The organism is Clostridioides sp. LIBA-6622, assembly GCF_056716095.1.
On sequence record NZ_CP196998.1, the window covers coordinates 1,514,798 to 1,527,199 of the forward strand.

The 12,402-nt window shown below is 27.0% G+C and carries 13 protein-coding genes and 1 other annotated feature; of the genes, 9 read left to right on the forward strand and 4 right to left on the reverse strand.

The features are described 5' to 3' along the window. Positions 1-62: 62 nt before the first annotated feature. The 5 genes from dnaG (at position 63) to ACTG47_RS07285 (ending at position 5,638) form a co-directional block, all read left to right on the forward strand. Positions 63-1,853, forward strand: coding sequence for a DNA primase (dnaG, locus tag ACTG47_RS07265; protein WP_479926638.1), 1,791 nt, complete (start codon positions 63-65; stop codon positions 1,851-1,853). Positions 1,854-1,870: 17 nt separating this feature from the next. Next, a complete protein-coding gene (gene rpoD / locus ACTG47_RS07270) occupies positions 1,871-3,037 on the forward strand; it encodes an RNA polymerase sigma factor RpoD (protein WP_021384218.1) in 1,167 nt (388 codons plus the stop codon). Between the two features lie 165 nt (positions 3,038-3,202). After that, entirely contained in the window at positions 3,203-3,892 is a 690-nt protein-coding gene (locus ACTG47_RS07275; protein WP_479926639.1) for a tRNA (adenine(22)-N(1))-methyltransferase, read from the forward strand. 13 nt (positions 3,893-3,905) lie between these two features. Then, on the forward strand, positions 3,906-5,003 hold the full coding sequence (locus ACTG47_RS07280) for a Nif3-like dinuclear metal center hexameric protein (RefSeq protein WP_479926640.1): 1,098 nt from the start codon (positions 3,906-3,908) through the stop codon (positions 5,001-5,003). A gap of 62 nt (positions 5,004-5,065) precedes the next feature. Beyond that, on the forward strand, positions 5,066-5,638 hold the full coding sequence (locus ACTG47_RS07285) for a flavodoxin family protein (RefSeq protein ID WP_479926641.1): 573 nt from the start codon (positions 5,066-5,068) through the stop codon (positions 5,636-5,638). Positions 5,639-5,700: 62 nt separating this feature from the next. Here ACTG47_RS07285 and ACTG47_RS07290 read toward each other — a convergent pair whose 3' ends face one another. Continuing rightward, entirely contained in the window at positions 5,701-6,168 is a 468-nt protein-coding gene (locus ACTG47_RS07290; protein ID WP_169465369.1) for a pyridoxamine 5'-phosphate oxidase family protein, read from the reverse strand. Between the two features lie 147 nt (positions 6,169-6,315). Further along, positions 6,316-6,581, forward strand: a binding site (T-box leader). 168 nt (positions 6,582-6,749) lie between these two features. On the opposite strand from ACTG47_RS07290, the gene ACTG47_RS07295 reads away from it, so the two are divergent. After that, the gene (locus tag ACTG47_RS07295) at positions 6,750-7,301 is read left to right on the forward strand and encodes a tryptophan transporter (RefSeq protein ID WP_479926642.1); all 552 of its coding nucleotides are present in this window, start codon (positions 6,750-6,752) and stop codon (positions 7,299-7,301) included. A gap of 125 nt (positions 7,302-7,426) precedes the next feature. Here the strand turns inward: ACTG47_RS07295 and ACTG47_RS07300 are convergent, their stop codons facing one another. The 3 genes from ACTG47_RS07300 to ACTG47_RS07310 form a co-directional block, all read right to left on the reverse strand. After that, positions 7,427-7,903 carry an HD domain-containing protein gene (locus tag ACTG47_RS07300; protein WP_169470430.1) on the reverse strand — a complete coding sequence of 159 codons (477 nt, stop codon included), beginning with the start codon at positions 7,901-7,903 and terminating at the stop codon, positions 7,427-7,429. 118 nt (positions 7,904-8,021) lie between these two features. After that, positions 8,022-9,113, reverse strand: coding sequence for a DUF5808 domain-containing protein (locus tag ACTG47_RS07305; protein ID WP_479926643.1), 1,092 nt, complete (start codon positions 9,111-9,113; stop codon positions 8,022-8,024). Continuing rightward, the gene (locus ACTG47_RS07310) at positions 9,106-9,495 is read right to left on the reverse strand and encodes a GntR family transcriptional regulator (RefSeq protein ID WP_479926644.1); all 390 of its coding nucleotides are present in this window, start codon (positions 9,493-9,495) and stop codon (positions 9,106-9,108) included. Before ACTG47_RS07310 ends, ACTG47_RS07305 begins: the two co-directional genes overlap by 8 nt. 190 nt (positions 9,496-9,685) lie before the next feature. Here ACTG47_RS07310 and ACTG47_RS07315 point away from each other — a divergent pair, with 190 nt between their 5' ends. From ACTG47_RS07315 to ACTG47_RS07325, 3 genes are all read left to right on the forward strand, one after another. After that, a complete protein-coding gene (locus ACTG47_RS07315) occupies positions 9,686-10,132 on the forward strand; it encodes a hypothetical protein (RefSeq protein WP_479926645.1) in 447 nt (148 codons plus the stop codon). 267 nt (positions 10,133-10,399) lie between these two features. Next, positions 10,400-11,104 carry a response regulator transcription factor gene (locus ACTG47_RS07320; RefSeq protein WP_479926646.1) on the forward strand — a complete coding sequence of 235 codons (705 nt, stop codon included), beginning with the start codon at positions 10,400-10,402 and terminating at the stop codon, positions 11,102-11,104. Continuing rightward, positions 11,091-12,341: a sensor histidine kinase gene (locus ACTG47_RS07325; RefSeq protein ID WP_479926647.1), complete on the forward strand. Its 1,251-nt coding sequence runs from the start codon at positions 11,091-11,093 to the stop codon at positions 12,339-12,341. The genes ACTG47_RS07320 and ACTG47_RS07325 overlap by 14 nt, the downstream gene beginning before the upstream one ends. Positions 12,342-12,402 lie beyond the last annotated feature (61 nt).

The window sequence follows — 12,402 nt, forward strand, 5'->3', positions numbered from 1 at the left end:
AAATTTAGAATATAGTGTAGAATAGAAATGTTAACACAAAAATTACACCAGAAGGTGATAATATGAATGATATAAAAGACATTATTGAAGAAATAAAGGCTAGATGCGATATAGCAAGTATAATATCTGAATATATGAATATAAAACAATCTGGAGCCAATTATAAAGGATTATGTCCATTTCATGGTGAAAAGACACCATCTTTTTATATAAACACATCAAAGCAAATTTATAAATGTTTTGGATGTGGAGAAGGTGGAGATGTAATAAATTTCGTCATGAAAATGGAAAATTTAGATTTTATGGATGCTGTAAAAATTTTAGCAAATAAATGCGGTATAGAAATTAACACTAACATGAATGAAGAGACTAGGATTAAAATAGAAAAATCCAAAAAATTTCAAGATATTCACACAGAGGCAGCTAGATTTTATCTTTCAAATTTATTGGGAAGTAAAAATCTTGGGTATGAATATTTAAGAATAAGAGGACTAGATGATAAAATTATTAAGAAATTTGGTTTAGGATTTTCTTTGGATTCATGGAATTCACTTATGAATACTCTAATTAGTAAAGGATATAAAAAGCAAGATTTATTAGAGTGCGGTCTAATTGCAAAAAATAGAGATGGAACTAATTGCTATGATAAATTTAGAAATAGAGTTATGTTTCCTATATTTGACTATAGAGGAAATATAATAGGGTTTGGGGGAAGAGTATTAGATGATTCTTTGCCAAAATACTTAAATTCTCCAGATACAATAATTTTTAATAAAAAACAGAACTTATATGGATTAAATTTTGCTAGAAAAAATTTAGAGAGTAAAACTATAGTTTTAGTTGAAGGATATATGGATTTAATTTCGCTTTATCAGTATGGTATAAGAAATGTAGTAGCAACCCTTGGAACAGCCTTGACTGAACAACAAGGTATTTTAATAAAAAGATATGTGGACACTGCTATTATATCTTATGATTCTGATGAACCAGGAATAAAAGCAACTTTAAGAGCTATGGATATACTTACTAAATTAGGTATTAATGTAAAAGTATTGGATTTAAAAGATGCTAAAGACCCAGATGAATTTGTAAGAAAATATGGACTTAATGATTATAAAAAAGCTATGGATGTTTCTACTCACTACATAAAATATAAAATAGATCATCTTAAAAAAGAATTTAATATTCAAAAAGATGAAGAACGAGTGAAGTTCGCAAAAGAAGCTTCTAAGATTATAAAACAATTGACAAGTCCTGTTGAAATTGATTTTTATACAAAGTATTTAAGTAATCAAATAGATATTAATGTCGAGTCTATAAAGAGAGAAGTATATGGTAAAAATTATAATAAGCCATATAACAACAAAAATCAAAAGAAAACAGAAGAAAAAGTAATTGAAAAAGTCGAAGTCAGACAAGATGGAAAACAATTAGTTGAAGAGACTCTAATAAAAATAATGTTAGAAGATAAAAAAATTAGAGAAATAGCATTACTAAAAGTAGAAGAAAGTGATTTTTTATTGAAAGAAAGTAAAGAAATTTTAAATTACATGATTAAAAATCAAGAATTGGACAAAATAACTATTGACAAATTGAAAAGTTTAAACATATCCGAAGAATACTTAAAAGAATTAAATTCAATTTCTTTGAATAGTATAAACTTAGAGAACACAAAAGAAATAGAAGGAATAATAACAAATATCAGAAAAAATTCATTAGAAGAACAAATTAACAGCTTGTTGAGAGAGCAACAAGAATTAGAAAATAATAATGATATGAAAGAGGTAGATGGTAGAGTTATGGAAATTGCTTTAAAAATAGTTGATATAAATAAAATTTTAAAGAGCTTGTAGAGAAAGGAGGTTTGAGTGTGGAAAATAAATCGAATAAAAAAGAGTTAAAAAAAGTTACTGCTAAGACATTAATAGAAAAAGGAAAAAAGCAAGGTTCATTAACACTTGCAGAGATAATGGAAGCTTTTTCTGAAACTGAACTTGATAAAGACCAAGTAGAAAATCTTTATGAGACTTTAGGCAACCTGGGAATAGAAATAACAGAAACAAAAAATTATAAAGCTGATATAGATTTTTCGGCTACTGATGATGATTTAAGTATTAGCAACCTGGATGAAGATACAGAAGCGATTTCACATGAAGACTCTTCTGCAATAGAAATAGAAACTGTGGATTTATCTTTACCAAAGGGAATAAGTATAGATGACCCTGTTAGAATGTACTTAAAGGAAATAGGAAAAATTCCTCTACTTAAACCACATGAAGAAGTAGAATTTGCTAGGAGAATGCACGAAGGTGACGAGATAGCAAAACAAAGATTAGTTGAGGCAAACTTAAGATTAGTTGTAAGTATAGCAAAAAGATATGTAGGAAGAGGTATGCTTTTCTTAGATTTAATACAAGAGGGAAATTTAGGTCTTATAAAAGCAGTCGAAAAATTTGACTATACAAAAGGATATAAGTTTAGTACTTATGCAACATGGTGGATAAGACAAGCCATAACACGTGCCATTGCAGACCAAGCTAGAACTATAAGAATACCAGTTCATATGGTAGAGACTATAAATAAACTAATAAGAGTATCAAGACAACTACTTCAAGAACTTGGAAGAGACCCAAAACCAGAAGAAATTGCAAAAGAAATGGAAATGACAGAAGATAAAGTAAGAGAAATAATGAAAATAGCTCAAGACCCTGTGTCTTTAGAAACGCCAATAGGAGAAGAAGAGGATAGCCATTTAGGTGACTTTATTCCAGATGATGACGCTCCAGCCCCAGCAGAAGCAGCAGCATATTCTTTACTAAAAGAACAAATAGAAGATGTACTTGGTTCATTAAATGATAGAGAGCAAAAAGTATTAAAACTTAGATTTGGGCTTGAAGATGGTAGAGCTAGAACTCTTGAAGAAGTTGGAAAAGAGTTTGATGTAACTAGAGAAAGAATAAGACAAATAGAAGCAAAAGCACTAAGAAAATTAAGACATCCAAGTAGATCAAAAAAACTTAGAGATTATTTAGATTAAAAAGATACATCATTAATGTTTTTGTTATAAACGCCATGGGATAAGTGATATCTCATGGCTATTTTGTAGTAAAGATTTAATTTTATTTTTTATAGTAACCTTAATTTAATATTTATAACTTAATATAAAGCCTATAAACGAAGGAATTTGAAAGGAGATATATATTTGAAATTAACAGATAGATTATTAAAAATAGCATCATTGGTGTCAGATGGTAAAAAAATAGCTGACATAGGAACTGACCACGGATATATACCAGTATATTTGTTAAAAGAGGGAAGAATACCATTTGCAGTATTGGCAGATGTTAATAAAGGACCTCTTGACAATGCACGTAAAGAAGTCATACAGAACAATCTTTTAGATAAGGTTGATTTACGATTGGGTTCTGGTATAGAGGTTCTTGACGTAGGGGAAATAGAAGAAGTAATAATTGCTGGTATGGGAGGAATTTTGATAAGTGAACTTCTTGAGGCTAAAAAAGAAGTGGCACATAATGTAGAAAAATTGATACTACAGCCTATGCAAGCACAGGAAGAACTAAGACGCTATCTTTTAAATAATGGTTATGAAATTTTAGAAGAAGTTTTGGTGAGAGAAGATTTTAGGATATATGAAATAATAGTTGCCAAATATACAGGTAAAAATACTATAATAGAAGATGAGATATATTTTGAAACTGGAATAAAACTTTTAGAAAATAAGAACTCTCTTTTCAATGAATTTATTGAAAAAAAGATAAAGACATATCGTGCTATAGTTAATAACCTAGAAGGAAAGAATGGGGAAGAAATAGACAAGAAGAGAGAAAAGAGCAAGACTGCAATAAAAAAACTTGAAAATTTAATAAAATAAATTGGAGGCATATATGTTATTAAAGAGTCTAACTAAAAAAATTGAAAAAAAGTATCCTCTAAACTTAGCTGAGGATTGGGACAATGTAGGTCTTATAGTTGGAGATTTTGATATGGATGTAAAAAAAGTATTAGTGTCTTTGGAAGCTAATGAAAATGTTATTGATGAAGCTATCTCAAAAAACATAGATTTAATTGTGACACATCATCCTTTTATATTTGGAAAAATTAATAAGATTAATAGTGCAGATTTAAAAGGTAGGCTTATACAAAAACTTATTAAAAATGATATAGCACTTTATTCTATGCATACCAACTTTGACATAGCATTTGATGGTTTAAATGATTATTTTATGGAGATTATGGAATTTGGTAATTCAAAGGTTTTAGATGTGACTGAAAGCGAGTCTTTATATAAACTTGCAGTATATGTACCATGTAACTATTCTGATGAAATGAAAAGAGTTTTAAGTAATTCAGGAGCAGGTCATATAGGAAGTTATAGTGATTGTACGTTTTCAATAGAAGGTGAAGGTCAATTTAAGCCATTAGAAGGCTCTAATCCGTTTCTTGGAAGTATAAATGATATAGAAACTGTAAATGAGGTTAAAATTGAAACTGTAGTACCACAGAAGCTTTTAGGAGGTGTGATAAGTTCTATGCTAGAGGCACATCCTTATGAAGAAGTTGCATATGATTTGTACAAGTTAGAAAATAAAGGTAAGACATTTGGTCTAGGTAGAGTAAGTAGACTTGATGAAAGTATGACATTAGAAAAACTTTCAAATAAAATAAAAGAGAAATTAAATATGAAACATATCAGAGTGGTTGGAAATCTTAATACAAATATAACGAAAGTAGCAGTCGTAACAGGAGCTGGTTCGGAGTTTGTAAAAAAAGCTAAGAGACAAGGAGCAGAAGTATTAATAACTGGAGATGTAAAGTATCATGAAGCACAAGATGCACTTGATATTGGAATGTGTATAGTAGATTGTGGACATTTTGATACAGAAGATATATTCAAAAATGTTATGAATAGATTTCTAGATGGTTTTAATGAAATTGAGGTAATAAAAAGTGATGTATATTTGAATCCATTTAGTATCATTTAGTAGTATTTTATTATAAAAAATACTATATAAAAATAAATTTGAATTTAATTAGGGGGATAAAGATGAAAGCAGCAATAATTTTTCATAGTGTTTGTGGGAGTACATATTTATTAGCAAGAACATATAAAGAAGCTCTTGAAGAAATGAATATAGAAGTAGATATGTTTAAAGTAAATGACGAAGTTTCAAAAACACTTATTCAGTATTATTTAATAAATTCCAAAGAATATAAAGATGAGTTTGAAAGTATAAATATAATCAAATCTGGAAAAGAATTGCTAGACTATGATGCTATATTTATGGGTTCACCAACATATTATGGAAATGTATCTGGACCAATGAAGATGTTTATGGATAGTTTTTCTGATATTTGGGTAGGTGCTCCTTTAAGTGGGAAAATATTTGGGTGTTTTGCTACTGCAGGTTCACAACATGGAGGAGGAGAGTTATCTTTGCAAGCAATGAATATATTTGCCCAACATATGGGAATGACTCTTTTATCAGTTCCATGTACAGTAAGAGGTGGTCATCCAGCATATGGAATACTACATATAGCAGGGGATAACTCTGATATAAAACCAAGTGATGATATTAAACTGGGTATAAGAGATTATCTAAAAAGACTTAGTATATAAACCTGTAAAATAAAAGTACCTAAAAGTAGCATATAGCTACTTTTAGGTACTTTAGTATGTGATTATAAGCGTGAAGCTTTACCAGAAATATGGTCAATTTCTATTTTAACTACAGTTGTTAAATTTATATCTTTTTCTATGTACTTCATACCCTCTTCAAAAAATCCTTTAGAATATTTTTTTATGATTTCTACAAGAGCATTTTTCTTTTCTTCATCTTCTACAGTTAAAGCTTTTCCAAATACTACAGCACTAGAATATGTAGTACTAAATTTGTCTGGAATAACATTTTCATTAGCAACTACTAAAAAAGAAACTTTGTTGTTTTTTGATATATTATCTAATTTATGACCATTTCTTGCACAATGGAAGTAAATAGAATCATTAAGATACACATAGTTTACGGCAACTCCATAAGGATAGCCATTTTCAGATATAGTAGAAAAAGTACCAAATTCACCATTTTTTAATACTTCTACAGTATCTTCTTTTGTCATTTCTCTCTTTTTTAATCTCATTTCTCTAAACATAATATCATCCTTTCTAATTTTAATTATTAAATTAAATTTTAAAACATTTATGAAGATTATGCTATGCTTTTTACAAATTTAAAATAAAATAAAAATTAGAGTTGACAATTATAAAAATTTAGAATATTATAATAGCAATAGCAAATTAAAAATCCTATGACAAGGAAGAGTAATTATGTCTAGCTTCAAGATAGAGAGCTGAGGATGGTGGAATCTTAGCAAGAAGGAATATAATGAATGGACCTTAGAGGAGTGAATTGAAATCATATTATTATGAGAGTAGACTTTATCGTCAGTCGCACGTTATAGCGAATAAGGTATGTAAGTACCTGATAATGAGATGTATAAAAATTAAACTTATGTTTATTTTTTATATAATTTAGGTGGCAACGCGGATAATCTCCGTCCTATTGATTTAGGACGGAGTTTTTTATTTTGCAAAAAATTTTTTTAAAAAAATATAAATTTGAAATAAAAGGTGGTGAAAAAGATGTTATGAACTCTCAAAGCTAAAGATAATGATTTAGAAAATTGGCAACAAAATAAAATAAATATTAATAAAATTAGGGGGAATTATTACAATGAAATCGAATACAAAAAAATTAACTTTAAATGCTATACTTTTAGCTATGGGATTATTAATACATCAACTTACACCTGCGATAGGACTTCCAATGCAACCAGATATATCTCTAGCAATGATGTTTATAATAATGATATTGAATAAAGAAGATTATAAAGTTTGTCTAGTTGCAGGAATTGTGACAGGAATATTTGCAGCATTAACAACTAAATTTCCAGGAGGTCAAGTTCCAAATATACTTGATAAAACTATTACAATAAATATAATGTTCATGATAATGTATGTAATTTATAAATTGCCATTTATGAAAAACTTAAGTAATAAAAAGCAAGACTTAATAGTAGCTACAATAATCTTTCCAATAGGAACTATTGTGAGTGGAACTGCGTTTTTACTGTTTGCTCAAGTAATAGTAGGTCTTCCTGGAGGTTCATTTATAGCATTGTTTATGGTTGCAGTAGTACCAGCAATACTAATAAATTTAATAGCTGGTTTACTATTATTTAAGGTAGTAAACATGTCTATAAGAAGGGTAAGTTATCAAGGTTAAATATTATGATTTACAATGATATTATAAAAAAATTATATTTTAAAGAATAAAATAGTAAAGAGGTATTAAGTTATAATACTTAATACCTCTTTAAAGTTAAATTCTAACTATGTTAAAGAACTATTTTATACATGGTAAGGAGATAATAAAGAATGTATCTTTAAAGTCTCAACCAAACAGCAAAATTTATCCAACAAACATACAATTAATGCTTCTTTGTATCTAGGAGGCTTAATAGTAAGTGGCCACATATGTTTTAAAATGATGTCTGTTTCCATTTCATTTATTTGAAAAAATAAATTTGCATTTTTTAGTGCTTCTTTAGGATGAGTAAATCCATGTAATCCCTTTCTATCCCCTTTGTAATGCCAGTCATAAAGGAAAAAGTCGTGTAATAAAGCTCCTCTAATAACACTTTGAATATCAACATTTAAATGCAACTTTTTACATAATAGATAACTATAATATGCTACTGATAAACTATGTTCAAGACATGAAACATTGCCATGATGAGGAAATGTTCTCATAAGTTGTACTTGTTCTGAAGAAAGTATTTCAGAAGTACATTCATTAAAGTATTTGATTTCAGCTTTTGACAACATTGTGCAAATCTCCATTTCTAGTAAAATATAAATACTATATTTCAATGATGATATGAAATATTTCTTATCCTACAAAATATAATACCCAATAATACAAGTAAGATACCTTTTATGGTATTTAAAGTAAAAGAGATTTTATTAGGCTAAACAATGAAAAAATTAAAAGTAAAGCTATAGCAATATATATTATCTTTCCAATAGGATTTCCAAAATTTATAGTATACCCAATACCAAATCTCTTATCAACCATTAGTGATGGGTCGTTTGGATTATTATATATAATGCCTGCCATCCAATGTTTTTCGTCATCTTCTGGAGAGTAAGATGAGTTAGACTTTAAATTTGGAGACTTAATATATGTCACTATTAAATAAATTATAACTAAAAATGTTGCTATAGTCATAGCAGTTGATAAATTTGTTTTTATTGATAAAAAAGCAGTGAAAAGTTGTATTGTCATTAAAATCATCAATATCAAAAATAAATAACCAATTTTGTTTAGATATTTAATGTTTTCAGTTCTACTTTCTTCAATTCTATTTGAATCTATTTTAATTCTTGACTTTATAGAACCAATGGAAGTTATATATAATAAAATGATTAAACAGAATGCAGTACCTATTAATTTAAAAACATTAAAATATGATTTTTCCATAAAAGAATTAGGAGTTCCATTTAAAGTCCAATTGATAGCAATTAAGTCTGGCAGTTGATTATAATTAAATACTATAAAAATACTCATTCCAAAAGCAAGTAGTATTGGTATTAAATATAATATTTTAAACCTCTTTATTATTTTATTTTTTTTATTTAAGAAATCCATATCTACTAGTAACTTTGAATCTATATCTATATGACCTTCTGTAGAATAAATTTCTGATTTAAACTTTTTAGCTTTTTTATGAGTATGAATATACAATAGACTTTCATATAATAAAAATCCAGTTACACCAATAAAATAGGAAAGTTCTAATTTGTCAGATGTAATAACTAGGATAAAAACTAATATAAAGTCTATAATAAAACCTAAAGATAAAAGTTTTTTAAACTTCTTATCCAGCATTATAAAGTTAGTATAATTTTTGTGTTCTTGGTCTATAGAAACTCCATAAATATGTTTCTTGCCTATTAAATATGGCATAAAATAAAATGTAGCATACATCAAAATTAAAATTGGAAATATTGTAAATAGACACTCAATCTTACTCATAGTATTTCACCTCATATTTGTCAAATAAATTTGAACTTAGTGATAAAAATTCTTCTTTGCTGATACCTGATAAATAAGATTTTGCCACTAGAAGTTCTAAGTCCAGCTTATTTTTTTGAAGAGTTGAATTGTCTACTTTCATTGGTAGTTTAGCAACAATAGCACCTTTTCTTCTATCAATATTTAAGAAGCCCTCTTCTTTTAGTTCATTATAAGATTTATTCACTGTATGTAAATTTACACCAATGTTTTCAGCCATACTTCTCACAGATGGAAGTGATTCGTTTATTTTCAATTCTCCTGAGGCTATAGCTTTAGTTATTTCTTCTTTAATTTGTACATAAATAGATTTATCACTATTAAAATCTAAATTTAGAACCATAAAAAACCTCCATTATGCTTTATAAATGAGAATGATTGTTATACATATAGTATAACACAAAAAATAATATCAAACAAAAAATATAAATTTATATTTTGTAAAAATTGTAATTTAAAAATAACATAATTTTTATCAAAATAATACAGATACTATCTGTAGATAGAAATAAAAATTAGAAAGGAGAAAAAATATGTTAACATATTTAATTAAAAGACAAATGCATAAAAAAGATGATGGAATGAGTAAACCAATGATGTTTACAGGAGCAGTTCTTACAGGTGTGGGTGCATATGCTGTATATAAGATGGTAAAAAATCGTAAATCTAGTTCTCGAATGATTGATGCAAATTATCATGGGAATAGTAACTATGATGACTATATGTATGACGAATTTGATTATGACTGTGACTGTAGAGATAAAAAACAGGATTATGAATATGAAGAATTAAAAAAAAAGGTAAAAGAATTTAATTCAAGAAGAATAAACTGTGAAAATTGTCCACATGTTTCTCAAGAAGAAATGATGCAATATGTAAATAGTGTTAAAGATGTAAAGAATGATATTGATGTACACGAAGATGATAAAAAAGACAATATTTACAAAGAAGAAGAATACAAAAAGTATGATGAAGAATAGATTACATTCTAAATAGTTAAATAAATAGTTATATTAGATTATTTAGCATAAAGTTTCTAAATTGTGAGTTGTAACTTAACTTGAAGAAATTAGTATTATTTTTCTGATAGTTAAGTTACAACTTGCATTTTTGTTTTTGTAAACTTTAATAATTCTTTGTGACTATTTTGTAATTTTAGATATATTTCAGTATATAAGGTATTTGTGTATAATAAAAACTGTATAGGTAAATAATTTAAAGTCAAAATAGAAAGAAAGGAAATGGTTATGTTAAAGTTGTTAATAGTTGAAGATGATAGTACTATATCTTTTGGAATAAAGTATGCTTTAGAGCAAGAAGGATTTAGTGTAGATATAGCAAAGGATTTATTAAACGGAAAAGAAATGATTTCTTCTAATGAATATGGAATGATACTTTTGGATGTAACATTACCAGATGGAACTGGTTATGAATTGTGTCAATATACAAGAAAATTCTCTCAAATTCCTATAATATTCTTGACTGCTTGTGATGAAGAAGTAAACATTGTAATGGGGCTTGATATGGGTGGAGATGATTATATAACAAAGCCTTTTAGAATTAGAGAACTAATATCTAGAATAAAAGCTGTTTTAAGAAGAAAAGGAAATACTTTAGAAGAAGCTAAAAAAATACTAAGATTTGGGGATTTAAATATATATACATTAGAAGCTAGAGTATATAAAAATGAAAAAGAAATATTTCTAACATCAGCTGAATATAAGCTTCTTCTAATTCTTATACAGAACAAAAATACCGTTTTAAGTAGAACTCAAATATTGGAAAAACTTTGGGATGTAACTTATGATTTTGTAAATGATAATACTCTGACTGTTTATATAAAAAGGCTTAGAGAAAAAATAGGTGATGACCTATGTGAGCCAATTTATATAGAAACTGTAAGAGGTCTTGGTTATAAATGGATAGGAAGTGAAAATAATGTTTCTATATAATCCAGAAGTGAAGAGGTTTTTAAGTAAGTATATTGTTTTGATGTTTGTTGCTATTATCATATCTATTGGATTTAGCATAATCAATATGAATATAACTAAAGGTATGATTGTAAAAAATAATCAAGCCATAATAGGAACACTGTCTAGCAAATATCCAAGTTTAGAAAGAGAGATAGTAGATATAATAACTCAAGGAAAGTCTATGAGAAATATAGACTATGGTGAAAAAATATTAAGTAAGTATAATTATGATAAATCTATTAAAATAAACTCTGAGCCTATAATTTCTAAGTTAGTTTTAGACACTATAAAAACAAATATAATTTTAGTATGTATAATATTTATTTTAATATTTATATTGATTGTTAGTTATTTTAAAGTAATGTACAATGATTTATCAGATATGACTAAGTATGTTTACTATAGTTCAGAAGGAAAATCATTTAATATGAAAAATAAAAATCAAGAGGGTCAGGTAGGTCTTTTAAAAACTGAACTATTAAAGATGACAACAATTCTTAATGAAAAGGTAGAACTTTTGAAATCAGAAAAAATATTTTTAAATAACACAATTTCTGATATATCACATCAACTAAAAACACCTATGACTTCTTTAATAATGTTGAATGACTTGTTATATAATGATGTAGCATATGAAGTAAAAATTGATTTTTTGGATAAGATAAAGAATCAATTAAATAGGATGGATTGGCTGATTAAAAGTATGCTTAAATTATCAAAAGTAGAAGCGAAAGTGATAAAGTTTAGAAAAGATAAGATAAAATTTAGTGAACTTATACATAGAGCAATGCAACCAATGAAAATACCTATGGAAATTAAAAATCAAAAATTAACTATAGAAGGAAATGATAATGTATCATATATTGGAGATATTGATTGGTCTGTGGAAGCATTAGTGAATATAATTAAAAATTGTATAGAACATACTCCTGAATTTGGAAATATAATTATGGCATATAAAGAAAATCCATTATTTTCTGAACTAATAATAAAAGATGATGGTGAGGGAATAGATAAAAAAGATATACCACATATATTTAAGCGATTTTATAGAGGAAGAAGTAGTTCAAAAGAGGATAGTGTAGGTATAGGTCTTGCAATGTCAAAATCCATAATAGAAAGCCAAAATGGAGATATCTATGTAAATAGTGAAAAAGACAAAGGGACAGAATTTCATATAGTATTTCATAAAATGTATGATGATAATAGTGACTAATCTGTAATATTTAATTCACTTTATAGTAATAGCTAAAGTCTAATATATGAAGTATAGAATA

Coding starts and splice junctions, on each gene's coding strand:
- dnaG (WP_479926638.1), top strand. CDS start 63: ATGAATGATATAAAAGACATTATTGAAGAAATAAAGGCTAGATGCGAT.
- ACTG47_RS07280 (WP_479926640.1), top strand. CDS start 3,906: ATGTTATTAAAGAGTCTAACTAAAAAAATTGAAAAAAAGTATCCTCTA.
- ACTG47_RS07285 (WP_479926641.1), top strand. CDS start 5,066: ATGAAAGCAGCAATAATTTTTCATAGTGTTTGTGGGAGTACATATTTA.
- ACTG47_RS07290 (WP_169465369.1), bottom strand. CDS start 6,168: ATGTTTAGAGAAATGAGATTAAAAAAGAGAGAAATGACAAAAGAAGAT.
- ACTG47_RS07295 (WP_479926642.1), top strand. CDS start 6,750: ATGAAATCGAATACAAAAAAATTAACTTTAAATGCTATACTTTTAGCT.
- ACTG47_RS07300 (WP_169470430.1), bottom strand. CDS start 7,903: ATGTTGTCAAAAGCTGAAATCAAATACTTTAATGAATGTACTTCTGAA.
- ACTG47_RS07305 (WP_479926643.1), bottom strand. CDS start 9,113: ATGAGTAAGATTGAGTGTCTATTTACAATATTTCCAATTTTAATTTTG.
- ACTG47_RS07310 (WP_479926644.1), bottom strand. CDS start 9,495: ATGGTTCTAAATTTAGATTTTAATAGTGATAAATCTATTTATGTACAA.
- ACTG47_RS07315 (WP_479926645.1), top strand. CDS start 9,686: ATGTTAACATATTTAATTAAAAGACAAATGCATAAAAAAGATGATGGA.
- ACTG47_RS07320 (WP_479926646.1), top strand. CDS start 10,400: ATGTTAAAGTTGTTAATAGTTGAAGATGATAGTACTATATCTTTTGGA.
- ACTG47_RS07325 (WP_479926647.1), top strand. CDS start 11,091: ATGTTTCTATATAATCCAGAAGTGAAGAGGTTTTTAAGTAAGTATATT.